This is a genomic window from Colwellia sp. BRX8-9 (assembly GCF_014077245.1).
Classification (GTDB): Bacteria; Pseudomonadota; Gammaproteobacteria; order Enterobacterales; family Alteromonadaceae; genus Colwellia_A.
The window spans coordinates 1-25978 of record NZ_JACGVN010000038.1; the positions used below are offsets into that span (position 1 = coordinate 1).

23 protein-coding genes are annotated in these 25978 nt (G+C 37.1%); 5 read left to right on the forward strand and 18 right to left on the reverse strand.

All coding sequences use genetic code 11. From position 1 onward, the window contains the following. Window positions 1-553 precede the first annotated feature (553 nt). From H4J70_RS19715 to H4J70_RS19765, 11 genes are all read right to left on the reverse strand, one after another. Entirely contained in the window at window positions 554-1300 is a 747-nt protein-coding gene (locus H4J70_RS19715) for a CPBP family intramembrane glutamic endopeptidase (protein ID WP_182217812.1), read from the reverse strand. 338 nt (window positions 1301-1638) lie between these two features. After that, complete coding sequence (locus H4J70_RS19720; RefSeq protein WP_182217811.1) at window positions 1639-2118, reverse strand: hypothetical protein; 480 nt, start codon at window positions 2116-2118, stop codon at window positions 1639-1641. A 189-nt stretch (window positions 2119-2307) separates the two neighbouring features. Next, on the reverse strand, window positions 2308-2592 hold the full coding sequence (locus H4J70_RS19725; protein WP_182217809.1) for a hypothetical protein: 285 nt from the start codon (window positions 2590-2592) through the stop codon (window positions 2308-2310). A 103-nt stretch (window positions 2593-2695) separates the two neighbouring features. Beyond that, window positions 2696-3403 carry an SDR family oxidoreductase gene (locus tag H4J70_RS19730; RefSeq protein WP_182217807.1) on the reverse strand — a complete coding sequence of 236 codons (708 nt, stop codon included), beginning with the start codon at window positions 3401-3403 and terminating at the stop codon, window positions 2696-2698. Between the two features lie 476 nt (window positions 3404-3879). Then, the gene (locus tag H4J70_RS19735) at window positions 3880-4743 is read right to left on the reverse strand and encodes a TIR domain-containing protein (protein WP_182217806.1); all 864 of its coding nucleotides are present in this window, start codon (window positions 4741-4743) and stop codon (window positions 3880-3882) included. Between the two features lie 111 nt (window positions 4744-4854). After that, on the reverse strand, window positions 4855-5412 hold the full coding sequence (locus H4J70_RS19740; RefSeq protein ID WP_182217804.1) for a GNAT family N-acetyltransferase: 558 nt from the start codon (window positions 5410-5412) through the stop codon (window positions 4855-4857). 49 nt (window positions 5413-5461) lie between these two features. Beyond that, window positions 5462-5794 (reverse strand): hypothetical protein, encoded by a 333-nt coding sequence (locus tag H4J70_RS19745; protein ID WP_070374205.1) that lies wholly within the window; start codon window positions 5792-5794, stop codon window positions 5462-5464. 108 nt (window positions 5795-5902) lie between these two features. Next, on the reverse strand, window positions 5903-6178 hold the full coding sequence (locus H4J70_RS19750) for a hypothetical protein (protein WP_070374206.1): 276 nt from the start codon (window positions 6176-6178) through the stop codon (window positions 5903-5905). Window positions 6179-6292: 114 nt separating this feature from the next. Then, a complete protein-coding gene (locus H4J70_RS19755; protein ID WP_182245076.1) occupies window positions 6293-7492 on the reverse strand; it encodes a serine hydrolase in 1200 nt (399 codons plus the stop codon). Window positions 7493-7641: 149 nt separating this feature from the next. Then, the gene (locus H4J70_RS19760) at window positions 7642-7944 is read right to left on the reverse strand and encodes a hypothetical protein (RefSeq protein WP_182245077.1); all 303 of its coding nucleotides are present in this window, start codon (window positions 7942-7944) and stop codon (window positions 7642-7644) included. A 24-nt stretch (window positions 7945-7968) separates the two neighbouring features. Beyond that, window positions 7969-8406, reverse strand: a complete 438-nt coding sequence (locus H4J70_RS19765) for a hypothetical protein (protein ID WP_182217800.1) — start codon at window positions 8404-8406, stop codon at window positions 7969-7971. A 646-nt stretch (window positions 8407-9052) separates the two neighbouring features. On the opposite strand from H4J70_RS19765, the gene H4J70_RS19770 reads away from it, so the two are divergent. Together H4J70_RS19770 and H4J70_RS19775 are read left to right on the forward strand one after the other, a co-directional pair. Further along, complete coding sequence (locus tag H4J70_RS19770; protein ID WP_182217798.1) at window positions 9053-9835, forward strand: 3-hydroxybutyrate dehydrogenase; 783 nt, start codon at window positions 9053-9055, stop codon at window positions 9833-9835. 15 nt (window positions 9836-9850) lie between these two features. Further along, window positions 9851-10219, forward strand: coding sequence for a carboxymuconolactone decarboxylase family protein (locus H4J70_RS19775; protein ID WP_182217796.1), 369 nt, complete (start codon window positions 9851-9853; stop codon window positions 10217-10219). A 103-nt stretch (window positions 10220-10322) separates the two neighbouring features. On the opposite strand, the gene H4J70_RS19780 is transcribed toward H4J70_RS19775, so the two are convergent. The 3 genes from H4J70_RS19780 to H4J70_RS19790 all read right to left on the reverse strand — a co-directional run bounded on the left by H4J70_RS19780 (window position 10323) and on the right by H4J70_RS19790 (window position 14743). Continuing rightward, window positions 10323-12323, reverse strand: coding sequence for an alpha-amylase family protein (locus H4J70_RS19780; protein ID WP_182217794.1), 2001 nt, complete (start codon window positions 12321-12323; stop codon window positions 10323-10325). A gap of 303 nt (window positions 12324-12626) precedes the next feature. Beyond that, window positions 12627-13556, reverse strand: a complete 930-nt coding sequence (locus tag H4J70_RS19785; RefSeq protein ID WP_182217792.1) for an alpha/beta hydrolase — start codon at window positions 13554-13556, stop codon at window positions 12627-12629. Continuing rightward, window positions 13544-14743 carry a CynX/NimT family MFS transporter gene (locus H4J70_RS19790; RefSeq protein ID WP_182217790.1) on the reverse strand — a complete coding sequence of 400 codons (1200 nt, stop codon included), beginning with the start codon at window positions 14741-14743 and terminating at the stop codon, window positions 13544-13546. The genes H4J70_RS19785 and H4J70_RS19790 overlap by 13 nt, the downstream gene beginning before the upstream one ends. Window positions 14744-14934: 191 nt before the next feature. Here H4J70_RS19790 and H4J70_RS19795 point away from each other — a divergent pair, with 191 nt between their 5' ends. Beyond that, entirely contained in the window at window positions 14935-18396 is a 3462-nt protein-coding gene (locus H4J70_RS19795; RefSeq protein WP_182245057.1) for a PAS domain-containing hybrid sensor histidine kinase/response regulator, read from the forward strand. Between the two features lie 639 nt (window positions 18397-19035). After that, window positions 19036-19749: an alpha/beta fold hydrolase gene (locus tag H4J70_RS19800; RefSeq protein WP_182245056.1), complete on the forward strand. Its 714-nt coding sequence runs from the start codon at window positions 19036-19038 to the stop codon at window positions 19747-19749. Window positions 19750-20366: 617 nt separating this feature from the next. Here the strand turns inward: H4J70_RS19800 and H4J70_RS19805 are convergent. Then, window positions 20367-21023 carry a 3-oxoacid CoA-transferase subunit B gene (locus H4J70_RS19805; protein WP_182217785.1) on the reverse strand — a complete coding sequence of 219 codons (657 nt, stop codon included), beginning with the start codon at window positions 21021-21023 and terminating at the stop codon, window positions 20367-20369. 2 nt (window positions 21024-21025) lie between these two features. Next, window positions 21026-21736 carry a CoA transferase subunit A gene (locus H4J70_RS19810; protein WP_182245055.1) on the reverse strand — a complete coding sequence of 237 codons (711 nt, stop codon included), beginning with the start codon at window positions 21734-21736 and terminating at the stop codon, window positions 21026-21028. 127 nt (window positions 21737-21863) lie between these two features. Here H4J70_RS19810 and H4J70_RS19815 point away from each other — a divergent pair, with 127 nt between their 5' ends. Then, window positions 21864-22751, forward strand: a complete 888-nt coding sequence (locus tag H4J70_RS19815; protein WP_182217781.1) for a LysR family transcriptional regulator — start codon at window positions 21864-21866, stop codon at window positions 22749-22751. A 63-nt stretch (window positions 22752-22814) separates the two neighbouring features. On the opposite strand, the gene H4J70_RS19820 is transcribed toward H4J70_RS19815, so the two are convergent. Both H4J70_RS19820 and H4J70_RS19825 read right to left on the reverse strand, forming a co-directional pair. After that, window positions 22815-23480 (reverse strand): response regulator transcription factor, encoded by a 666-nt coding sequence (locus H4J70_RS19820; protein ID WP_182245053.1) that lies wholly within the window; start codon window positions 23478-23480, stop codon window positions 22815-22817. 175 nt (window positions 23481-23655) lie between these two features. Further along, the gene (locus tag H4J70_RS19825; protein ID WP_182217778.1) at window positions 23656-25938 is read right to left on the reverse strand and encodes a TonB-dependent receptor; all 2283 of its coding nucleotides are present in this window, start codon (window positions 25936-25938) and stop codon (window positions 23656-23658) included. Between the last annotated feature and the right edge of the window lie 40 nt (window positions 25939-25978).

A 25978-nucleotide genomic window follows, 5' to 3' on the forward strand; every position in this document is an offset into this window, starting at 1 on the left:
GAATCATTGTCTGCTATGAACTAAAAATACTGTCATGGTGATTGATTGTAGAGTTCTTAAGCCTCAAATAACCATTAGACTCATATTGAACAAATTTACTACATAAATTCTATTTGGAGTTGTTTTCTTTACAATAGAGAAATATAAGATTTATGTCGTCAATATGTTTGCAAAGATGACTTTCAAACACGAAGACCTACTTTGTATTCAGTGCTGATGAAGTAAACCTGTGACTTCAGTAAATTTACGACCTCGAATTACTGGATAGCTTTCTGAAATAAAATTTCATTGGCGGATTTGAGCTTGAAAACGCCTCACAAGTAGTCAGATAGAGGTCATTCACCCTTACATTATTAATGCTACCTTTGATAGTATCAATTGATTTTAGGTGGTCAGCTCGTTAAAAATGGCCGTTAATGCTTAGGTGTTATTACTAACATTTTGTTGAAAGAGCTACCCTGCCCCTAATGACATTACCCTTAAAGGTAACAGACATTATAAAATAGCTTAAAAACGCTTTATGGTTATAGGAAGAGGAAGTTGTTTTAGTCTTTTATAAAAAATTTTCTGCTACCACTATAATATTCATGACCATGTGACCAAATATGCAATACCATAAATTCCCACTTACATATCTAATCAATCCTAATAAGCATGAAGATAAGAAGAGTAAAATAAATACCTCTGTTTGTTCATATTGAGAATGTATCAAGGTAAACGCTAAACTGGTAATGACAATAATGAACGTTGGATTTAGGGAGATTTGTTCTAACTTGTAGAAGGCGATCCCCCTAAAAATAATTTCTTCAAAAAAAGGACCTACGATTCCAACCGTTAAAATAAGTAATGTAATTTCAAGACCTGTATCTATTGATTCTAAAAAGTCGAGCATAAAGCTTGGCGTTTCAAAAATGCCCATACGAAATATAAAATATTCAAATAATGAGAAGGTTAACACGGCTAATAAGGTCATTATTAGTCGTGTTAACGTTATAGATCTTAAAGCTAATCGGTTAACTATATTTTCTTTATTTTTTGCGGAAAGATAATACTGAAGAAGGGGTAGCATTAAAAGTACCGAAACTATTGATGTTGTAAAATTAAAGCCTAGATTCGTGCTCAGCTGTTCAATAGTATGTACATCATCTAAAAATATTGAGCCAAGACCTGATATAAACACAATAAAGGTTGAAAATATCGGTAGTGCTAGAGCTAACAGTAATATCGATAACATTGACAATACCGATAACATCATCTTATTTAATGCCGCTGATGCGTTATTAACCTTTGATATACTCATAAATATATTAAAATCCAATTGAAAAAAACAAAACGATTGAGAAATTAATCTCAATGCATAATATTAAAACGTAATTGTCGAACCCTACTTACTGGTAAAATTAACCTGTATATCTATTAGGTCCAATAAAACAGGCAGTAAGATCCTGTCATTTAAGTGGAGACCTTAGAAGCTCCCACCATTATATTTGCAAAAGTCAGCGATATTATTAGGGAAGCCGATTTGTATGCTGATTTATAGTAAGAGAAAGCCTTATTTGTACTTTTAGTGAATGTTAGCATGTGAAATAACAACGGCAGTAATGAGCTAAAACCGACTAGGCAGATTCATTAAATATCTTAATTAACAAATTTGCCATAAAGTTTATTTCGAATAGGTCGTTTAACGAGATAAATAGCCTCATTAGCCCTCATTTCTTTAATTAAACTAAAAGGAATGTAATCGGGTATTAGCTCAAAATAATTATTATTATTTAAATCATCATACTTAATGCTATTTACCACTGCATTCTGCCATTGATAGAAAACCCTTCCATAAACAATAGCCACATTACTGCCGCTAACACTTACCACTTTAGCTAATCTATATTTATGCTTAGGATTCAATTTATTATTAATCAACCTCATGTCTAAAAAGTAAATATCATTGACTTGAGGAGTTAAAATAAAAACGGATGCTTGTGTTTGCTCAGCGTTATGTAAAGCATATTTTTCATAGCCAAAATAGGCAATCACCACTAGAAAAGTCAATAACACGAGTTTATTTAAGGAGATTGATAACTTTGCTTTTACATTTTTTGATTCGAAGGTATGTGGCACTTTAATAAATCCTTTTAAAGTTAACTCTATTTGATAACACTGTTTAGGTTTAAAATTGAGTAATAAATCATAAATTCAATGATATATCCAATGCTCATCTCCAATATAACACCTCATCAAAAGTTAAAGATGGTTGAATAAAATAGTAAGTTAAATACAAGGTCAGCCACTCTTTAAATGTTGAGTAACTTAGGCGTTTACACTAGATAGCATCATATAAGTAACATAGGTAAATAGACATATTGGAACAACAACATATGCAAAAGCATCAGATTTACACCAACAGCCTTGAGCTATTTTTTCTTTTCTAAATAAGGATATTGAAGAGCCATAAAGAATAATCAAACCAACGGCAACTATCGACATCCAAGAAATATCATTACCCACTAAAAGCAATAATGGCGTTATTGCCGAAAGACACCACAATGAAGCTACAAAACTAGCGCTGTTGTATATAACAATTAGATACTTCATCACATCCAAAATTTTACTAATTCGTTAAAATTGTTAGTTAAAATAATTAGCCATTGGAAACAACCAACTTTTATTTATTCTACTTTAATCGTTTAATAGCTTTTTAAAACGGTAATTCCTCTCCCTTAAAATCATAAAATTTCCCAGTGGTATCAATAGATAAATTTAGAATCACTTTCATAATTCCAAGAGCCGAATCTTTAACATTTTCTCTTGCAGAAGAACCGCCCATATCTGTTTGAACCCAACCAGGATGAACAGCCACCACAGCGACATTGTCATTAACAAGTTCATTGGATAAATTCACGGCTAGCATGTTGGCTGCTGCCTTAGACATTCGGTAACCATACCAATCTACACTTCTTTCTCGTGTTAGGGATCCCATAACAGAAGAAATTATAGCTATTTTACATAGACGATTTTTCTTCATCAAAGACAAAAAACAATGAGTTAAATACAATGGGCCAAGCGAATTCACTTTAAAACTCATTTCAGCATTTGCATAATTAATGTCATGAATACTTTTATTTTCTTGATCTAAATAACCAGCATTATTTATGATTAAATCTATTTTGATACTTTCTTCACTGAGTTTATTTGCTAACCTCTCAATATTTTCTGGACAGGTGATATCCATTAATTCAATGAGTAATTTTTCAGAGAACTTATCCTTCAATGTTATTAAGTCAGCCGATGCCTTTTCATTTCTACAGGTAGCAATTACTGTCCACCCATTTATAAGATATTGTTTTGTTAATTCGAAACCAATGCCTCTATTAGCACCCGTTATTAATACAATTAAATCACTCATGTTGAACCTTTAAATATGACACCCCATTTAGAGGCAAAAATGGTTTACTAAAATGGTAGATATTTTCCAAATATGAGAGCGCAACAGAAAACTGTTTTTGGTCTCTCTTTAATAGCTTATAGTTTGATTAACAGCAAACTAAAATAACACAATTAAAAAACAAGCTAGAATAATTGCCAAATAAAAAAACTGCCTACCTGTACTCGAACGTTTTTCCGCTTGCTTTGAGTGTGTCATGTGAATATCACGAATAATTTGTCCCTTGTTTTTACCGACACAATGGGGGCAAATAGAATAAGATATTTTATATCTCAAACCACATTTATTGCACTGGGTCGTTGGCTCTCTACTGTAATCTATAATCATGGTTTTTTGTCATAAAGCATTTTATTAAGCTTGTAAAAATAGCTATTTATAATAACAGGAACAAGAGAAGCAAATGTTTTGTGGCCGTTTAAGTAACTGCATAGACGCTATTATAATTCAGGCTTAAAACCAGCTGCTTTAATTTCATTAATTAAAAATAACCCAATATCATCGATATTATGATCAACTTTTTTATATATAAAACCGCTTAAATCAGCAGGTATATCCACATCGCCTTTATGAAGAACACAGACATTTTTTCTCCCAAGCTTAGCGACCAAATAACCAAACTCAAAAATGACATTAGGTTTGGCTCTAATGACTTTTTTTCTCTCAGCATCTATAACACTAGATTGATCAATCGTATACGAAACTTCATCAGGGGTAAGTAATATGAATGCATAAGATACATCACTGTTGGCCTCGAGTTTTTCAATGAGACTTTGCTCAGCATCCACTTCTCTGTGCAAAAAAATTGGCTGAATTCCGATTTGTGTAAGAAATAGCGCTAATTCAATTTTTAAAGCATTGTCATGCCCATGAACAATAAGTACTTTATTATTACTTGGTACTAGGGAGTTAGTTACATTCGTTTTTTCGGTCGAACCTTTGGGTTTATTGGTTTTTTTTGGTGGCCCTGAAACTAATAATTCATTAAATATATCGCCTTCATCTATTAACGAAATTAATGCATTTAATGTTTTAATATAATTGTCTTTTGCAAACTCAAATTTGTCTTCACTATTACCTGTTACCTTTGAATTATTTGCAGCTTTAAAATAAACAAAAGGTTCTGAATTTGGCTTAACTGTTTGTTTCAAAATATTTTCTATATCATTTACCCATGTATCCCACGTAGGTAAAGGCTCCCCTAAAGTCAGATCAAGTGATTCATGCTTTTTACTACAGTTTTTCCAATTAAACGCTTCACTCATTTCTGCTAGTTTATTGATTTTATTTTTTAACAGCTCCACTACTCGGATCCTTGCACTGCATATAACGCCCGATTAACTGGCGCATAGTTATTGACTAAAGTAAGCACCGAAGAAGCAAATATCCAACGGTTATTTATTCTATTTAATAGCTTATGTTTCACCATACTCTGACTTTATTAAGCCAAAACATTTAAGGTCGTGAAACTGATTCTTCCAATATCCACTTTGACGGCGAATACCCTCTTCTTTAAAGCCTACGTTGAGTAAAAGAGACTCTGAGGCTAGATTCCCGGGAACCGTATCACCTTGAATGCGATTCAATGCTCCGCATGGTAACTCACCACAAAATGCTGATTTAACAATTCTATGCACAGCTTCTGTTGTGTAACCACTGCCCCAGAACTTAGGCAGTAAATCGTAACCTATAACAGCATTTTTCATTTTAGGACTCCAAGTATTAAACCCACAAGTCCCTATTAATTGATGTGTTTCTTTTAAGCGTATAGCCCAACGAATACCAGAGTTTTCTGTAAAGCGAGCATTAAAGAATTCTATTAAATTACTCGCTTGTGAATGTTTAGTAAATGCGTCCAGATCATAATATTTGACAACTGAATTGTCTGAGAATAAATCAAATAAGCTATTTGAATCTTCTGTAGTTAATTTATCTAACCTTAAACGATTAGTTTCTAATACTGGAAATAACAACCTAAATCCTCCATGAACTATAGTATCCTACTTGAGTCGGTTACTATTTTTACCACTCTCGCCATTCTTCTGTAACATCACCTTCAAATTCTACATTGGCTTTAGTTGTTACTTTTTGAATGAAATCACAAATATCTTCACGTTGGTCAGTTTCTATTAAACATTGACCACAGTCATCGTTTAATTCGTTCAAAGATAAAATTAAATATTTAATATGATTTTTAGTACTATCAACAGTTTGAATTTCTGATCCCATTGACGACATGAACTCTAAGAGTAATGTAATGCAATCAGTAACATTATCAGATGTGTAATCAGGTTGATTTTCTCCCTCAATAAAATCTAACATTCCATATTGAATACTTTTAAGTAAACTTTTCACATAAATCTCCGTAAAAAAATGCCCAATTAAGGGTAAAGTTTAGTTAGCTAAAATGTGAAGCTAAACGTAAGCTAGCCAAAGGTTAAAAGCCCAGCTTGAATACCTTTGCTATATAACAAATGCAACAATAATTGCCGTTACAGCTAATACACTGTACTCGGGCATCCCTGTTGGTAACTTAGACATAAGTACGAAGCAAACGAAAGCTAAGGCAAATAAAATGGCACTGCCAACAAAAACCCCCATAAATGTATGCCCCATAATTAAACCAACAATAGCTAAGGGAATACTAAACAATAATGCTGAAAAATAAGGTTCCTTTTTCATCAAGTATAATTTATATGAAAGAGCTAACATCAATAGTTTAATAATCAAAAAGAGCATATAAATACCTTGTAATATAACGCCCATTTAAGGGGGGAATAATGGTTAGTTAAAATAGCGACCAAGGAGCAAAAGCCAGCGGCTTTTTGTCCTTGTTTAATTTGTTGTTGCTTGCTAATCGGCATAGGTATGCAATATTTCGTTTACAGATGGCCGTTTATCGAAGCTGAAGTTACAAAGTTGAATATACCCAATATTATGACTAGGTGAAAGCCAAAAGTAACTCCCCATTGAGTCAATTGATAAACCTCTATGAGAATATATTGTCTCACCTTTAACCTCCCTAATGAACAGTCCATTATTATATGGTACTCCTCCAATTTTAGAAACGGTCTTTAAAGAAGATAATATTTGACTGATAAAATGACCTTTACTGTCGTCAGTATTCTGGAAATTGGAGAGTCCTCCAATGTTGGAAACAGGCTTCATCGGATGCAAGAATGTACTCCAAAATAATTTGTCATCAATAGGGGACATTAAATGACTTATCCATTTGGCAAAATCAGGGAGCGTTGATAAAATTCCGCCATCGCCCTGGGTAATTAGATTTGATGAATTACGTCGATATTTGTATGTAGGCGAATTTACAGCACTATACCCCGTAGCACTCCAAGGAATTTCAATAGTCTGTAAACTCACAAGTTCAGTTGAAGACATTCCAAGTGGTTTAAATAGTTGTTTTTTAGCTAAGTCACTAAAAGGTATTCCACTAGCTTTTTCAAGTATATCAGCCAAAAACAAATAACCCGTATTACTGTAACTTGAATTTTCGCCCGGTTTGAATGATGGTGCAGATAACGCCATCATAGTATCAAGAACGTGCATTAGAGTAACATCACGTGCAATCGGCTTCCCTACAACTAGATCTTCAAGTACATGGGGTATGGTAGATACCCTTTTTACAAGTTCCTCCCTAGTTTTTTCATCATTTAAATAGTCTGGCAGACCACTTTGGTGATTAATTAAATGATGTAACTTGATATTTTCAAACCAACGGGGGCCTTGGGGATAATATTTCTTCAATGAATCATTTAAAGATAGTTGGCCTTTCACCTCTAATTGTAACGCTAAAACAGCAGTAAAATGTTTAGTAATAGACCCCAAGTTAAAAACGGTTTTCTTATCTATTGGAACTTGATAGCGTAAGTTTGCCTGCCCAAAATAGCGCTCATAAACTAATTCACCTTTCTTCACCACACCAACAGCACAACCAGGAGTTTCAGAGTTTAACTCACTAAAATCATCACTAACGTTAGCATCTACGGTGAATGTAATCGTGTTTAAAATAATAAATATTAACAAAGGTATTTTCATTTAAAATCCATTTTATCAATGCCAAGTTTTATATTGTAAGCTAACGCAGCCTAAAGCGGACTGAAATAGGCGACGCGCAGAAGCAAGTAGCCAACGGTTAAAAGTCCTGCTTAAATGGCCTGTTATAAGCAAATGCCAGCTAACTTTAACTATTTCGTTAACGTGCACTCTTTTTTTATATTGCCTTCAGGATCTATACAGGTAGCTACATCTGGCTTAACACACGAATTATAAGTCTCGGGGGAGATATTTCTATGGGCACCTTGCACGGTTACGTTAAACAAGCCAACAAAAATATCGCTAATAAAATTAGAGCTCCAAGAGCTTTCTTTATCGTGTTCACTATAAGTAGAACCAGAAGCAAAATTGCAACCAACCTCTTCAGCACCATGAGAAGAGCAACCAGAAATCCCCAAGACTAAAAGTAAAACTAACGTAAATTTAAATGCCATTGTTCATCCTTGTTTAATGGGGCGTTATATTTTTTGACACAGCTTAGTATCGACCTTTATTTCGGTGATCTGTTTATGATTAGTATCATAGTAATTATATGAAATGAAAATATTTAAATCTCTAAATGCTTGCATTTCTTTTGTTGAACAAACAAAGTTCGTCACCTTAGGTGTCATAGTTTCGACAAATTTTTTTAAATCTAAATTGTCTTTTTCATAATTTGGCAATTGATAGTTATATGTAAACGTTTCTTTTGCACCAATAGTAGCTATTAAAACTGTTTCTGAATCTACATTCATTGGTAGATTCTTATTTATTTCGCTAGCTGTACTCATGAGAAATTTAGTTTTATCTTCACCTGCATCACCACTAAATAAACCACTTACTGCCCAATTTCCAATTATTGCCCCACCGATTGCACCAGCAATGGTTAAAACATTCGTCCATGTAATTTTTTTCATTAATACTCCAAACTTGGTAATAATAAAACAGCTTATTAGACGAGCAAAAACCTCCTTCTCTCCAGATAATTAACCGTCTATGATTATAATGAAAACATAAAATACTCATAACCTTCAATTGCATCAAGCCTTTATTAACATTATTTTAACTAAACTTTAAATGATGACTGTTTTATCACGCGTTCTCTGTTGAAAGTGTACAAAGTTACTAGCTTAAAAATTATTTTCTTACTTAGTCTAATTGTCGAAATATTATCAAGGCTGATGCCTGTTCATTTACATAGGGTAATTAACGATCTGTTTTCCAATTAATAAAGGCGATGTGATTTTTAGCTGTTGATGAATGGAGCAGCAGCAAAGTTATTTGACTAAACCTATGGTACTAAGGTGCCAATTAAAAAGTTAACTGTTTGCATTAATATATAGCATAAGAATAATGCTGAAGATTTTAGAGCAACGGGTTAAATAGCCTTTTCGAGATGGCCAAACTTACTCTTTTACTATTATCTGATGCCCTTTAATAAACCGCCCTATCGCAAGTATTTGCCCAATAATGATCAACGGCGCAGGGGCTCACACGTCTAATTACTTTTTTATTGACGAAAACGGTAAGAAACTAATAACACAATTAAATAGGAAAATAATTATGCTAAAAGGTAAAACAGCTTTGATCACAGGTTCAACCAGTGGTATTGGTTTAGCGGCTGCACATGTCTTAGCTGAGCAAGGCATTAATTTGGTACTACACGGTTTAATGGCTGACGAAGAAGGCCAAGCCTTAGCCGATGAATTTGCGAAAAAATATAATATCAAGACACTTTTTGATAGTGCAAATTTAATGTTAGCCCAAGATATTTCAGTGTTTATGACTAAGGCTACTCAAGTCATGGGCTCTATCGATATACTGGTCAATAATGCAGGTATTCAACATACCGAAAGTATTGATACTTTCCCTGAAAATAAGTGGGATGCGATAATTGCCATCAATTTGACCGCGGCATTTCACACCATTCAAAAGTCACTTCCGGGTATGAAAGCAAAGGGTTGGGGCCGCATTATTAATATCGCTTCTGTTCATGGACTCGTGGCCTCGCTAAATAAATCCGCTTATGTTGCAGCAAAGCATGGCATTGTTGGCTTAACGAAGGCCGTTGCGCTTGAGTGTGCCGAGCATGGCATTACCGTTAATTCTATTTGCCCAGGTTGGGTGGATACCCCATTAATTAATAATCAAATTAATGATATAGCACAACAGAAAAGTGTTAGCTTCGAACAAGCAAAATATGCCTTAGTAACGGCTAAGCAACCCTTACCTGAAATGATGGACCCTCGCCAAATTGGTGAATTTATTTTATTCTTATGCAGTAATAGTGCGCGTAGTATAACCGGTTCGGCACTTCCCATGGATGGTGCTTGGACCGCCCAATAAATAACAGGATAATATATGACGATAGCTAACAACGAAAAAACAGCAGGTGAAAAAATTCGCCGTCAAGTTATGGGCGATGAATTTGTTGACCGCGCACTTAATAATGCCGATGATTTTAGTCAGCCTATGCAAGACTACATCAACGATCATGGCTGGGGAGCAACCTGGCAGCGAACTGAATTAGATCTTAAAACCCGTAGTTTAGTGACTATCGCTATGCTGGCAGCACTAAGAGCTCCTCAAGAACTTAAAGGGCATATTCGTGGTGCATTAAATAATGGCGCGACTAAAGAGGAAATAAGAGAAGTATTACTGCACAGCGCTGTGTATTGTGGCGCGCCAGCTGCACAAGAGGCTTTTAGAGCCGCTAAAGAAGTTTTATAAATCGTCTATAAATATCGCTTTAAAATTGTAAAGGCTAGACAAAAAATTTGCCTAGCCTGCTTACTTATTTAGTTAAAAATCATCATAAAAACGCGACAAAACTCTAAAAACTTCGAATTTCTACGGTATTACTATTGAAGTTAAATTTGTTGATTTTTCCGCATTCAGCAAAATGATTACTCGATGCATAAGGTGTGTTAGCTTGGTTTATGTCACCTTCCCAACCTTGACCATTTTTAACATAGGCTTTTACTTCAAACTTGTTATTAACCGCTTTACTACAATCCATATCAACATCTAACATCCAGTAATGTTGACCCCAAATATTTAACGGCTCTTCACCATAACCATCATTAGCAACGGTACGCTTTGTTCCCCAACCTGCAGGCCAAGCATTGGTGGTCCAATCAAGCGGAGTTCCTTCAGCGGTGCTACTTTGAGCGGCCTCACTGCCATACCAATCTAAGTAGCTTTCGTTGGTTTTCCATGGTGTTGTCGTTGCACTTTTTAAATTGTTATGGCGAATAGTCATTGCACACTCAAAATTAGTGGTTTGACAATTTCTACCAAGATTATTATTGGCGTAGTTATGATCAATACCGCCGCGAATAAACATATCTTGACCACTTTGCGTTTGTGCTTGAATAAATATCACCGTACGTTTCAATGTTGCTGGGCCTGTCACTTCACCATTAATTTTTGCGCCTTGATGAATGGCAAATGCATCCCAAACACCCACATTGGCATTAATACTTCCACCGTTGTTTACTGTAATCGTTTCACCGCTACACGATTTAGCATCAGCAGATAATTGCCCTTTTAAAACGTTACAATAAGTACCTGCACTCATTTGTGTATTTAGCGTAGACGTTAAATTAACATCTTCTTTATTAATTGCGACAAAACCCGAACTACCTCGACCAAAAGCAATTTGGTTATTGCCATTATCCCACCAGTTTGTGGTGCTCCAATTATCTCCAGTATTATTTCTAAAGTCGACACCACCAGCAATATATGACCATCGATGCTCACACTTCCAACTACTGCCAAAGCATTCTAGATCACCATTGTTATGGACCGGAACACTTGGAGCACCCGCATCAGTATCACCCTGAAAATCATAGCTCGACATAACTTTTGGGTAACCATACGGATAAGCCAACATAAATACATTCGCTAAGTCGTATAAACGGCCATCTTCAAAAGTAATCACATTACCACCGCCACCATGGCCACGTTGATTATCATGGTTATCGACAAAAACCACCGCAGAACTACTCGGTAAAAATCCCCAAGCTTCACCAAAACTACTCAGTGATGCTAGGCTGCCATTTTTGAAGGTGTTACCTAGCTGTGTGGTATATTTAAATTCAGTTACTAAACCTGTGCTTTGGTATTCACTGGAGGTGATGGGTTCACCGCCTTGATCAATCACCTCCTGAAATACCAAAGGCGAGCCATTAACTTTCGACAATACTCCTTGAATATCGCCTAATGACATGTGCTTAGAGGCGTCAAATCGAAAACCTGTAACACCAATATCTTGCAAGTCGTTTAAATAATCCGCGAGCGTTTCTTGTACATAAGCGGCACCAGTATTGAGGTCAGCTAAGCCCACTAGCTCACAGTTTTGTACTTGCCAACGATTGTTATAATCGGTAATGGCACAAGTATCATGAAAGTCTTGTGGCCCGTAATTAGGGAAGCTTTTGTTACCATAATTACTCCCTGCAGTCCCCGTACCATTGCCAGACGCCATATGATTTAAAACTGCATCAACATATATTTCTACGCCAACGGCCTTACAACGATTCACCATATCGACAAACTGGGCACGGTTACCGCTTCGACTCTCTATTTTATAGCTTACCGGTTGATATCGAGTCCACCATTGTCCCCCTTGAATATGCTCATTAGGTGGTGACACCTGAACTGCGGCATAACCTTTAGGGCCTAAATAATCTTCACATTCTTGGGCAACATCTTGCCAGCTCCATTCAAAGAGATGAACAAAAGTAGTCGGTTCAGCAGCAGCTTGAGCCTGACAAACAATGCCTAATGCCAGACCTGTTGTTAATAACGATTTTATTACTTTAGTTTTCATTTTTATTGTTATTCCTAATGTAAAATTAATGTTTATATTTGCTTATTAAATAGCCAAGACAGGTTGCGTTAAATTTAAACAAAGCGCTATATCAAAGAAGATGAATACGTATTCAACCATTTTTTGTAGGTGTTTTACCGAACAAGAAACTATATTGAAATTATGATGACCTAGATGAATATGAAACGTGTTAACAACGTCGGTAACGGGATCACTGACATTATGATAAAGAGATCTTGCTCTCTGGTAACAAGACCTTGCGATAATTAATGCTTTTGCCACAGAAATCTGTGGCAAGCTTAGCTATTTATTAATAAAGTTAGCGATCAGCTGAAAAGTTTGCTGACACTCTTCTGCAACCAATGCATCAAGTAACATATAGGCATGCGTTAACCCATCAAACTGATGATGATGCACCGCTACCCCAACCGCTTTTAACGCTTTAGCATAAGCTAAACCTTCATCTCTTAACGGGTCGCATCCGGCGGTAATAACTAAGGTTTCGGGTAAAGTCTTGCTTATTTCACCATACAAAGGTGATGCAGCTTTACTGTTATCACTCGCTTTAAAATACTGATTAAAGTACCAAGTTATTTTATCTTGCTCAAGTAAAAAACCTGAACCATTCTCGGTAAAAGAAGGCTGCTGGCCGGTGTAATCAACACTTGGGTAAATTAAAATCTGCTTATCGATTCTTAAGCGTTTATCTTGCTGGCTTTGCATAGCAAGCGTAGTACAAATAGCGCCGCCAGCACTATCACCGATAATATAAAGTGCATTAGAAAAGTTGAGCCCAGCTAAACAGGCTTGGTAATTAATTAACACCTCTCGACAATCATCGATACCTGCTGGATAAGGATGCTCCGGTGCTAAACGGTATTCGACACTGATAACAATACAATGACTTTGTGCGGCAATTTTACGACAAATGGGATCGTATAATTCAACACTGCCACACATATGACCACCGCCATGATAATGAATAACTACGGGTAATGCTTCCTCTGGCGCTGGGCTATAAACTCGCACGGCAATAGCGCGTTCTTCTGCTTGCACTGCACGGTCTTGCACAAAACTGAGTGCTGGCCCCTCGCCTATCAAAGGCGCCAATTTATCTAAATTTGAGCGAACCAGTGCAGGAGAAAATTGCACACCTTGTTTTTTTGACTCGGCTAAAGCTTCATTTGCCTGCGCTAAAAAGGGCGCTAATTTTTCTGAAATTACACCTCGCATAATTCATCTTCCTTGTTTTTTTGTTGACCCGTTTCAGTTAAGAAAAAACTACCTATAAAGAAAGTACCACTGACCAAGGTGGTTAAAGCAAATGCCCATGTATAGTCACCTTGGTGAATATCAACTAACTTGCCAAACAACCATAAAACCAAGGTACCCACCATATAACTTATCGAATAGAACAAACTAAAAACAACGGTTATTTTTTGGCTGGTCATTTTTGACAACTCATGAGGTATTGCCACTAATGCCGTTATTGGAAAGAATATAGAAAAACCTAACACCATAGCACTAAGTGTTTGTACTACTTCTGACGGGCTAAAAGATAAGGTAAACACAGTGATCACAATCAGTAAACCTGACCAACGGATCACAGGCACCCGTAAAGGGAATTTTTTACTGTAAATAATACCGGCTAACGTTCCTATAATTCCAAAACCTATCAATAACGCACTTTGACTGATACCCGCTTTAGGATAGAAAGTGAACAAACATAAATAAAAGGCAAGAATACCTGAATAGGTTAACGCATAGACCCAAGAAAATTTATCTTTTAAGCCATCTGTGTACGAATAATGCGTGTTAATTTCACTAGTATCTTTGGCCTTGCTATGAGGTTTTGCTTCGTCAACAAATAACCAAGCAATACTTAATGCCAAACTTGCTAATGAAAAAATAATCAAGGTATTTTGCCAGCTACCGGTTAACGAATTAAAGTTACTCATTTGCCATAAAATAATGCCTGTGCCCAAATTAAAAGCAACGGCATTGATCCCGTTTATCGTGGCACGCTCTTCTGGAGGGAACCAAGACATAACGATGGGGTTAAAATATACAATCATAAACGCTCCGCCCAATCCCATTAAAAACCGGCTCACTAATAGCAATTCATAATTGGGCGCAAAAGGTGTTAATAGCCCCACTGAAATTAAAATACCTGATGCAAAAAAAGCATACTTACCCCCTAGTTTTAGGGCTAACCAAGCAGCGGCAAAGGTCCCTACAATTTTAGCTAAGGTAACCGCACCACTAATAAAGCTGGCTGAAGCTAAACTATTAATATTCATTGCCGCCATGATTTGATTCATGCTTGCGGTGCCGCCAACCCATGCCATTGCAAATAAGGTGTAACTAATAAAAACAATGGCTTCTACTAAATACTTGTTACTTATCTTAAGAGTTCTCATATAGATTAATTTCTAATATAGTAATGTCAAAATTCAGCTTAACTAAATAAATTATCTATTGATGTACTACCTTCGTGCACTGTGCTGAAATTTAAGCCATGTTATGATGTCTGCCGCCATTTTATTTGCAGACGTAAAGTTGATATGGGATCGGTACTTAGTAAAGTGTTGCTATTTATAAGGTGTTTTCAGTGTTAATTTGGCTTTCTCTTAATACCTGGTTGGTGTCTTTTCTTGCCATAGGTTATTTATTACTGTTGTTTGTTGTTGCCTACTGGGGACAAAAGCAAACCACTAAGCAGTGGCATTCTCGCCCTTGGGTTTACAGTTTAGCTTTAGGGGTAAGCTGCACCTCTTGGGCTTTTTATGGCACGGTTGGGCAAGCAGCAACAACCGGCGCTTGGCTTGCTCCCATCTATATTGGCTCAATTTTATGCTTTGTTTTGGCTTGGCCGATGTTGCTGCGAATATTACGTATTACCAAGCAACAAAACCTAACCTCTATTGCTGACTTTATTGCTTGTCGCTATGACAGATCGCCAAAAATAGCAGCGACAGTAACCTTAGTCGCCCTTCTGGGCACCATTCCCTATATCGCACTGCAATTAAGAGCTATCAGCAAAAGTTTTGATTTACTCACCGGCACTTACCGCTCAGGAATAAGCACGACCTTTGTTGTGACCTTAGTATTAATTATTTTCAGTATATTATTTGGTGCTCGCCAAGTGGCCGCCAATAAACAAAATCAAGGCTTAGTTCTAGCCATAGCTTTTAGTTCGTTAGTTAAATTATTTGCCTTAACCGCGATAGGCATTTTTGCGACATTCTTTGTTTTTGATGGTATTGGCGATTTAATCAGCCAAGCCGAAACGTCAACTAATTATCAACCGGTAAAAAACACTTATTTTGCAGTATCACAAGCGATACTTGGCGTAATTACTATTTTTATTTTGCCACAGCAATATCACATGTTGATGATAGAGAATCATCAGCAAAAAGAATTGAAAATGGCACGTTGGCTCTACCCCGTTTATTTAATTGCCATTAATTTATTTATCTTACCTATTGCCTTAGCTGGCCAAAGTTTATTTCCGGGTGGTGGTGTTGATGCCGATACGTATGTTATTACTATCCCACTCTTTTTTCAGCAAGCATGGCTTGGTGGCCTCGCTTTTATTGGTGGTTTAGCCGCAGCAACCAGCATGGTCATAGTCGCCACAATAGTACTCAGCACTATGGTAACAACAGAAATCGTTAACCCCTTGCTACTGCACTACAACAGTTATATTAATACCCAGAAAAAACAACTGTCAGGGCTGTTATTAAATATTCGCCGCATAGCAATTGCTTTACTGCTGCTATTGGCTTTTGGCTTTGAGCGGATCGTTAATCAACAAAATCACCTTGCCACCATTGGCCTATTGTCATTCGTACTTCTATCACAATTAGCCCCTTTAGTTGTTGGCGCATTATATTGGCGAAGAGCAACCAGTAACGCCGCTTTTATTGGCTTAATTGTCGGCAGTCTTTGCTGGTTTTATACCTTATTGCTACCCAGTTTATTGCCGAACGCTCCGTGGATAACTACAGGATTATTTGGTATAAGCAGCTTACGGCCTTATGCACTTTTTGGTGTCGACTTTCTCGATAATATTAGTCACGGTTTATTATTTAGTTTATTAGCCAATACTTGCTGTTTTATTGGTTTTTCATTATTTGGTCAGCGCAGTGTTGGCGAAAGATTACAAGCAGAGCTCTTTATCAGTAAAAAGCAGGGGGCAATTCAACAAAACTTATCAAGTAAAGACCTTTATCACTTATTGCAACGCTTCGTTAATGATACAAGCGCCGATGATTTTCATCATAATCATGCAAAACAACTTAGTAATACCGCCGCGAGTCAAAAGCTGGTCGAGTATACCCGCTTGCAGTTATCAAGCGTATTAGGCTCAGCCTCAACGCGCATGGTAATGAAAGCCGCAAGTAAACAACAAGCCTTACCTTTGGAATATGTCGTTAATATTGTTGATGAAGCCAGCAAGTTGTTTCAATTTAATCGCGAATTATTACAAGCCGGTGTAGAAAATATAGAACAAGGTATAAGTGTTGTTGACGCCGACATGCGCTTAGTTGCTTGGAATAAACGCTATATAGAATTACTAGATTACCCAAGCAGTTTAGTTTGTGTCGGTAAACCAATCTCCGAGCTTATTCAATACAATGCCGATCGCGGAGTCATTATTGCTGATAAAGGTAACTCTACAAAAAATAGTGCCGAGCATACCGATGATTTTATAACACGCAGAATTGACTATATGCGTAAAGGGAACAGTCATTATTTTCAGCGAGAAATGCCAAGCGGTATTGTCTTAGAAATTAGAGGCCAAGCGATGCCTGGCGGTGGTTTTGTTAGTACTTTCTCAGATATAACCGCACATATAGAAGCTGAAAAAGCTTTACAAAGGGCGAACGAGACCCTTGAACAAAGAGTGATTGAACGAACCCGTGAACTAAACCATGCAAAGGCAGAAGCCGAAACAGCTAATAAAAGTAAAACTAAGTTTTTAGCGGCTGCCAGCCATGATTTAATGCAACCTTTCAATGCTTTATCTTTATTTACCAGTATGCTTAATAAAAAAGTAACCGGTACTCATTTAGAAGAATTAGCCAGCAACATTCGTCATTCACTAAATGCTGCAGAAAGTTTACTCTCAGATCTCGTTGAAATATCTCGCTTAGATGGTAAGTCGCAACACATTGCGATCACCTCTTTTTATGTTGACGAATTATTAGCCCCCTTGAGTAAAGAGTTTTTCTTACTGACAGAGCAAGCTAATCTAACGTTTAGCTATGTAAAATCTAACTGTATTATTGAAACCGACCAAAGATTGTTACGCCGTGTGGTGCAAAACTTTCTCTCCAATGCTATTAACTATTGCCCACAAACCGACCGCCAAGGCAAAGTATTACTTGGCGTTAGGCGACAACAAGACAAGATCGTTATTGAAGTTTGGGATAATGGACCGGGTATTGCGAAAAACAAACAGCAAACTATCTTCAAAGAGTTTGAGCGCTTAAATGAAACTCAAGACCAACCGGGTTTGGGGCTAGGTTTAGCCATATCAGATCGTATAGCTAAACTTTTAGGGTTAACCATTTCAGTAAAATCTACGGTTGGTAGAGGTTCATGCTTTAGCATTACTCTGCCTCGTAGTAAGTTATTACCGGTCAGAGCCTCGGTTGTTAATACTCAAAATAGCATTAGCGCCTCTGCTGAATTTAATCAGTTACCTATTTTACTTATTGATAATGAGCCCTTAATGCTAAAAGCGATGCAATCGCAACTCGCTGAATGGGGGTGTCATGTTATTGCCGTGAGAAATGAAAAACACTTAGCAGAAGTACTAGTTGATAAAGAGTTCAAACCCAAATTAATTATTTCAGACTACCACTTAGATGATGACAAAAATGGCGTTGATTTAGTTCAAAAAACGCTTACTAACCATAAGTGGCAAGCTCCTTGTATTATCTGCTCTGCAGACCCCTCTGAACAAGTGCGAGAGCATACCAGCGGTGCCGATTTCTCGTTTATGCGTAAACCAATTAAAGCGTTAGCGTTAAAAAAATTGATGCGACAGTTATTATCGCTTTAGTCATACTAGCAGTGACAGCAAAGTTAGTGGCGCTGCTATTATTTTAAATATCTTGTAAAGACTTTAACAATAATAAAACTACGAATAAAAACGTCAAGTATTTCTATCTTTACTGGCTTCAAAATCTCTTTGAAAAACAACTCAAAAATCTGATAAAAGTGTCCGCCACAACAGACACTTTAATTAAGCGAGAATTATTTAATTTATTCCACATAATCCTTCTACTACTAAAGAGTCACTTCTTTTGCTACCAATATTCGTTAATGTTGCTGAGTTCAAATTTCAAACAGTTTGGATACAAAAATGGAGAGTACCCCTCAGGACAAGTCAAAAATAAATGACAATAAATAATAGGCTTTTTATGAAACAGGTCCTAATTACACTTTTTTACATACATTTTAACAACCGTGACGTCCCTCACTCGAACTTATCTAACCGCTTTATGACTAGTGTTTTAGTTGGTAATACGACCGATAGTTCGCCGTAAAGGTCAACATTGGCGGCTAATAAAATACCTAGATACAACACTTGCAGTTACTTCCTAATGTTTACTTTATCTTTTGATAAAACTAACCAATAGACCAAGTAGAAAATATTGAAATAACACTCAAATAATAATAAAACAAAGAGAGATTCATTATGAAAAGAAAAATAAATATCCAATTAAAGGCAATATTAACTGTTACTGGCTTGTTACTCGCCAGTGCAACCGTGCAAGCCAGTTGTCTCGATAACGTGGTACTGGTGCATGGCAATACTGGCACGCCGTCAGATTGGGATAATACCTACGACGCTTTACTCGCGAAAGGCTACAGCAGCAGTCAAATATACCGCCCAGCATGGGGTGGTAGTAATGCCGCTTATAATAATCACAGCGGCTCAGAAGAAACACCTGTTCGAAATGCTATCAATTCAGCGCTTAGTGCGTCATGCACAGGAAAAATTGATGTAATTGGCCACTCTATGGGGGTTACTTTAGCAGCACAACAAATTATTAAACTCAATAAAAGTAGCCAAGTGGATGCCTTTGTCGGCGTTGCAGGTGCTTATCGCGGTTTATGGACTTGTGGCGCATATCCATGGAATGTTTGGATCCCTACCTGTGCCAGTAATGGCTTATCGGTATCAAGTCCATTTCTTGATTGGCTAGGTAATAAAGTCATTGCTAATCGTGTTTATTCTATTAAAAGTTGGGATGATCAAATAGTTTGCGGTAGCGGAACATGTACGGTAAGCGGAGTTCATTCGAGTCAAATACCTAATGAACTAGCCAGCTATACTTATTCACTTGACCATTTTGGTTTACAAACCAATACAGCCAGTAAACAAGTAAGCTTAGTGACAGCACAATAACTCCTTATGAGTTATACAAACCAATACGGCCAGTAAACAAGTAAGCTTAGTGACAGCACAATAACTCCGTATGGGTTATACAAACCAATACGACCAGTAAACAAGTAAGCTTAGTGACAGCACAATAACTCCGTATGAGTTATACAAACCAATACGGCCAGTAAACAAGTAAGCTTAGTGACAGCACAATAACTCCGTATGAGTTATACAAACCAATACGGCCAGTAAACAAGTAAGCTTAGTGACAGCACAATAACTCCGTATAGGTTATACAAACCAATACGGCCAGTAAACAAGTAAGCTTAGTGACAGCACAATAACTCCGTATGGGTTATACAAACCAATACGGCCAGTAAACAAGTAAGCTTAGTAACAGCACAATAACTCCGTATGGGTTATACAGAAAAGGATGGCTAAACAGCCATCCTTTTTTATCTTTCTTTTTTATCTTTATAGTTTTGTTTAGGTGCCTTTACAGACCATTGCGCCCTGCTCGCCCGATAACATAGCTAAGCACGATAAACTACTGCCTTATTGTCTTCTAGCGGTTCTAACAACATTGACAATAATCACTTAGCTTGATTAATTTTCACTCTTTTCTAGTCAAAAACATATGACTAAAACTGCATTTCAGGAACATCATCAGGAATGACTAATTCACCTGCGGTTAGTTTAACAATCTCTGCAACACTCACCCCTGGGGCACGTTCGAGTAGATGAAAACGACCGTCTTTAATCTCAATAAAAGCCAAGTCGGTTAACACTTTTTTTATACAGCCTTTACCGGTTAACGGCAGTGTACAATTTGCCAGTAATTTAGAATCACCATGTTTTGACGCATGGGTCATGGTTACTATGATATTGTCTGCGCCAGCGACCAAGTCCATTGCACCGCCCATACCTTTAATTAGCTTACCGGGAATCATATACGAAGCAATATTACCGTTAACATCGACTTCAAAAGCGCCCAGCACCGTTAAATCAACATGACCGCCACGGATCATGGCAAACGACTGTGCAGAATCAAATATTGATGCACCGGTCGCCATAGTCACAGTTTGTTTACCGGCATTAATTAAGTCGGCATCGACTTCAGCTTCACTGGGAAATTGTCCCATACCTAATAAGCCATTTTCAGATTGCAACATTACTTCTATCCCCTCAGGGACATAGTTAGCTACTAAGGTAGGAATACCAATACCAAGATTAACATAGAAGCCATCTTGTAATTCTTGCGCGACACGCTGAGCGATTTGATTTCGGTCTAAAGCCATGATTATTCTCCTGTTGTCGTGCGAATAGTGCGTTGTTCAATACGTTTTTCAAAAGTGCCTTGTATAACACGGTTAACATAAATGCCCGGTGTATGGATTTCATCTGGGTCTAGCTCACCTGGCTCAACAATTTCTTCAACTTCTACCACAGTAATTTTTCCTGCGGTCGCGGCTAATGGATTAAAGTTACGTGCTGTTTTTCTGTAAACTAAATTACCAAACTTATCAGCCTTCCAGGCTTTAATAATGGCAAAATCACCGGTAATAGCTTCTTCAAGAATATAATCTCGTCCATTAAATTGGCGTTGATCTTTACCTGCTGCCACTAAAGTTCCAACACCGGTTGCGGTATAAAAAGCGGGGATACCAGCACCACCTGCGCGCATTTTTTCGGCTAAAGTACCTTGTGGTGTTAATTCCACATCTAATTCTCCCGACATCATTTGTCGTTCAAATTCAGCATTTTCTCCAACATAAGAAGCAATAATTTTTTTAATTTGCCGCTTAGGTAACAACAGGCCTAAACCAAAATCATCAACACCACAGTTATTAGAAACTAGCGTTAACCCTTTAATGCCTTGGCGCTCGATTTCTTTGATTAAATTCTCAGGAATACCACATAAACCAAAGCCGCCAGCGACCACCGTCATATTGTCGGTTAACCCTGCCATTGCTTCTTCATAGGTATTCACTACTTTATTAAATCCTGCCATTATTTTTATCCAGTTATTAAGGAAGTTGACTTAACACCAGCATTATACAATTGCATAAATATGTAAAATTAATTAATATTAACTATTGATAAATAAAACTTATAACTGGATATTTTAGGATAATTGCATGAATATTACTCTCAAGCAACTACGCACTTTTATCACTATTGCCCAATCTAAAAGCTTTGCCGAAGCCAGTGAAATTTTACATTTATCACAGCCAGCATTAAGTATTAGTATCAAAAATTTAGAAGAGACCGTTGGCGGTAAGTTACTGGCGCGTTCAACAAGAACCTTATCATTAACGCCTGAAGGGCAAATTTTCTTACCAACAGCAAAACGTTTGTTAGCAGACTTTGATGATGCTTTTATTGAGCTTGCTGAGCTGTTTTCTCTCAAACGTGGAAATTTATCTTTAGCCGCAATGCCATCATTTGCGAGTACCCACTTGCCGCAACATTTACTGGCTTTTACAACCCAATATCAAGAAATTAAAGTAAGAGTGCATGATGTTATCGCCGAAGAAGCTGTTGCTATGGTGCAAAATGCTAAGGTAGAGTTTGCGATTACCTTTGATCCTGGTGAATTTGATGATTTACATTTTGAAACACTGTTTAGTGATGAATTACTGGCGGTATTCCCAGATAACCATGACCTAGAACAAGCTGAAGAGTTAACATGGCAGCAACTCAGCCATTATCCTTTTATTGCCTTGCAACGACCTTCGAGTATTCGCTTACTTATGGAGGAGACATTAGCCGAACAGGCTTTATTTTTAAAGGTAAAGTATGAAAGTAATCAGTTGGCTACTGTCGTTCAAATGGTCGCTAATAAATTAGGCGTTAGTGCAATACCGTCTTTGTACAAACAACAAATACAAGCGCTTAACATTCAGCATCGCCCATTAGCTTCACCAACCATTAGTCGACGTGTAGGAATTGTTACTCGAAAACGTTATCCGTTATCCCAGTCAGCACAGTTTTTTGTTAAATTATTACGTCAGCACTATCACTGATCACGCAAAGCCTTGATAAATTATCAAAGAATAAAACATAATTAACCGCTGTATTATTACACATTATAGACTTTCATTTTCTTGTGGCGCTAACATCAATTGCTGATAAGCTAAACCCGCTTGAGTGCGGTTATAAACGCCCAGTTGCAGCAAGATTGCTGAAACATGCTTCTTTACCGTATTTTCTTTAATATCTAAAATGCCGGCAATTTGCTTGTTTAATTGCCCATCGGCAACATAAGACAAGACCTTGTATTGCTGCGGAGTTAATTTTGCTAATTGCTGAGCCAATAACTTATTTGCAGTAACTTGTTCACTGTCTAATGAAATATCAAAGTTATCAGGTAACCAAGTTCCGCCAGCGAGTACACAATTTATCGCTTGTGCTATGACCGATAAATCAACAGACTTGGGAATAAAGGCCGCCGCACCAAAAATAATCGCTTTTTGCATAATATTAGGTGTTTCATCAGAAGACACCATAATAACAATAAGGTCTGGGTGATTGTTTTGTAGCTGAGTAAGTCCCGTAAAACCATTATTACCTGGCATATGTAAATCAAGAAAAATTATTTCTAAGCTTGGTGATTGTTCTATTTGCTGCAATAAATCACTAAAACTAGACGCTTCAATAATGCTACAGGCAGGCATACATTCGACCACAGCTTGTTTTAACGCCGTACGAAACAACGGATGATCATCAGCAATTACTACTTGCGCTGTACTCATGCTTTATCCTCTATCGGTATATCACAATGTCATTTAATTAATAACAGTTTAAGGGATGTTTTTCTACTACGCACACTTTTAATTTTCAACTAAAGTAGTGACTTAACCAAAATTATATCAACAAAAAAGAGCGAGTAATAACTCGCCCTTTTACAGTTAAAATAACAAACTACACCTAGAAACTATAACCAACACTAAAGGCAACAGTTGATGGATCACCATAATAACCAATTAACGTAGTATCGCCACCTAAACCTGGTGCGTAGCTACCATCATTATTTTGCTCACCCAGAAAAGCATAATTACCCACTAAATACTCTTCATCGGTGATGTTTTTCCAATGTAACGAAGCGGTCCAATCACCATCATTGCTATACCAATTAACGCCAACGTTTAATAAACCGTAACCGTCTTGTGTTAATAAGTTATCTGTTGGTGTTAAGTCATAGTCGCTGCGATAATAGTAATTACCATTAACAACAAAATCACCCATAGTACTTTCGATATTGTAAGCAAATCCTATATTAGCAGTAGTGTCTGGCGTATTGGTAATAGTGAAAGTATCACTAATATCAATAGACTTACCTTCACCATCAAAAGAATTTACTTTTTTAAACGATGCATCAATTAGACCTAAAGTTGCAAATAAATTTAAGTTGTCGGTAACAGAATATTGAACTTCTAGTTCTAAGCCAGAAGCCGTTGATTGCCCTATGTTACCTAAACGTTGACTTAATTCACTACCATCACCACCTTCTACCGGTAATACCGTTACAAATTGACGGTCGGTATGGTCAAGGTAAAATACTGTCGCATTAATTCTTAAATTGTCATTCCATTCACTTTTTACACCCATTTCATATGAATCAACCACTTCTGGGTCTACTGCTGGCTCAGGGCCACTGGCTCTAGGGTTAAACGTTCCTGATTTAAAGCCTTGTGAATAGCTAGCAAAAAACATCATGTCTGTGGTGTATTGATATTCAACACCAACTCGAGGCGTAAAGCGAGACCAGCTTTCGCTGTCATTAAGCACTTCAGGGAAAGTAATATCACTTCGAACATAACCTGGTACCCAATCACTTTCTGGATAAATAGTTTCATATGCTAAGCCATTATTAACGTTTGCCACTTTTTCTTCATCGGTATAACGAGCACCTAAGGTCATAGAAAGCTTATCGGTAATATTGTACGAGCCTTGTGCATAAACCGCATAACTTTCGCTATTATTACAACCAGCAACTTCACGAGTGAGCCCTGGTAAGCTAAGCGATTTGCCTAAATGCTCTAGAATCGCATCAAAGGTCCCACAAGACTCACCGTCAAAGTAATAAAGACCAGAAACAAAAGTTAGGTTGTCTGAATCATAATTTACTTGAAACTCTTGCGTAAATTGTTCGTCATCATAAATAGCAGGTACATCAAAAATGCGCTCTGGTGTATTATCAAAATCAATATTGGTCTTAGAATAATTTTCTCGACTCGCTGTAATTGACTTAATTGACCAGGTATCATTAACATAATATTCTGCTGTTAGACTATAGCCTTCTGACTCAACACTGTTCCAAGTAGGCATACTGGTATAGGAATCGTAGACGCTGTCTGGTACAGGTGCGTCAGTAACAATGCTTGGTAAAAGTCTGTAACCTCCCTTCGCATTTGAGTCATCAATTGTTTTATCGTAATTAAAACGAAAGAAAAGATCATCTGTCGGTGTGAATTCAACGGTAAGACGACCGGCAAAAACATCTTTATTGTAGTTCTCTAAATCTTGATCAGGTAATTCAGACTGTAAAAATTCACCGTAGCCGTCACGAGTTAAATTGGCTAAAGCAAACCCCACATAAAGTTTATCTTCGATAACAGGAATTTTTCCCGCTAGTTTATAATCTTGGCGACCATAATTACCAAAGGTTGCTTTGAGGTCGACTTCAACGTCACCTGACATTTTTTTAGTAACGTACTTAATAGCACCGCCTATAGTATTTTTACCATATAAGCTTCCTTGTGGGCCACGTAATACTTCAATACGTTCTACATCAAGAATATCAAGAACCGCGCCTTGTGGACGAGCAATATATACATCGTCAACATAAATACCTACGCCAGGTTCATAACCCCATAATGGATCGTCTTGACCCACACCGCGAATGAATGCGGTTAAGGTTGAGTTAGTGCCACGGCTGCTTTGCAACGTTGTATTTGGCGAAAATTGTTGAACTTCTGTCATGGCACTAATACCATTTTGTGCGAGTTGTTCTGCTCCTACCGATGTAACAGCTACAGGTACATTTTGTAAACTTTCAACTTTTTTACGCGCAGTAACCTCAATACGTTCAAGACCTGAGTCTTTTGCTGCAGCCGATGTGTCTTCTGCTGCTGCAAAAGTTATATTACTGGTTAATGCTGCGGCAATAGCCAAAGCGAGGTAACTTCTATTTTTGTTGTACTGTTTCATGGAGGAAGCCTTATTATAATTTTTATGTTTTATATTTTAT

Bases quoted from the DNA above. Each gene is read 5' to 3' on its own strand.
- H4J70_RS19780 (WP_182217794.1), bottom strand. From the start codon at position 12,323: ATGAAAACTAAAGTAATAAAATCGTTATTAACAACAGGTCTGGCATTA.
- H4J70_RS19750 (WP_070374206.1), bottom strand. From the start codon at position 6,178: ATGCTCTTTTTGATTATTAAACTATTGATGTTAGCTCTTTCATATAAA.
- H4J70_RS19805 (WP_182217785.1), bottom strand. From the start codon at position 21,023: ATGGCTTTAGACCGAAATCAAATCGCTCAGCGTGTCGCGCAAGAATTA.
- H4J70_RS19820 (WP_182245053.1), bottom strand. From the start codon at position 23,480: ATGAGTACAGCGCAAGTAGTAATTGCTGATGATCATCCGTTGTTTCGT.
- H4J70_RS19725 (WP_182217809.1), bottom strand. From the start codon at position 2,592: ATGAAGTATCTAATTGTTATATACAACAGCGCTAGTTTTGTAGCTTCA.
- H4J70_RS19785 (WP_182217792.1), bottom strand. From the start codon at position 13,556: ATGCGAGGTGTAATTTCAGAAAAATTAGCGCCCTTTTTAGCGCAGGCA.
- H4J70_RS19790 (WP_182217790.1), bottom strand. From the start codon at position 14,743: ATGAGAACTCTTAAGATAAGTAACAAGTATTTAGTAGAAGCCATTGTT.
- H4J70_RS19760 (WP_182245077.1), bottom strand. From the start codon at position 7,944: ATGGCATTTAAATTTACGTTAGTTTTACTTTTAGTCTTGGGGATTTCT.
- H4J70_RS19770 (WP_182217798.1), top strand. From the start codon at position 9,053: ATGCTAAAAGGTAAAACAGCTTTGATCACAGGTTCAACCAGTGGTATT.
- H4J70_RS19730 (WP_182217807.1), bottom strand. From the start codon at position 3,403: ATGAGTGATTTAATTGTATTAATAACGGGTGCTAATAGAGGCATTGGT.
- H4J70_RS19800 (WP_182245056.1), top strand. From the start codon at position 19,036: ATGAAAAGAAAAATAAATATCCAATTAAAGGCAATATTAACTGTTACT.
- H4J70_RS19765 (WP_182217800.1), bottom strand. From the start codon at position 8,406: ATGAAAAAAATTACATGGACGAATGTTTTAACCATTGCTGGTGCAATC.
- H4J70_RS19810 (WP_182245055.1), bottom strand. From the start codon at position 21,736: ATGGCAGGATTTAATAAAGTAGTGAATACCTATGAAGAAGCAATGGCA.
- H4J70_RS19815 (WP_182217781.1), top strand. From the start codon at position 21,864: ATGAATATTACTCTCAAGCAACTACGCACTTTTATCACTATTGCCCAA.
- H4J70_RS19825 (WP_182217778.1), bottom strand. From the start codon at position 25,938: ATGAAACAGTACAACAAAAATAGAAGTTACCTCGCTTTGGCTATTGCC.
- H4J70_RS19715 (WP_182217812.1), bottom strand. From the start codon at position 1,300: ATGAGTATATCAAAGGTTAATAACGCATCAGCGGCATTAAATAAGATG.
- H4J70_RS19755 (WP_182245076.1), bottom strand. From the start codon at position 7,492: ATGAAAATACCTTTGTTAATATTTATTATTTTAAACACGATTACATTC.
- H4J70_RS19775 (WP_182217796.1), top strand. From the start codon at position 9,851: ATGACGATAGCTAACAACGAAAAAACAGCAGGTGAAAAAATTCGCCGT.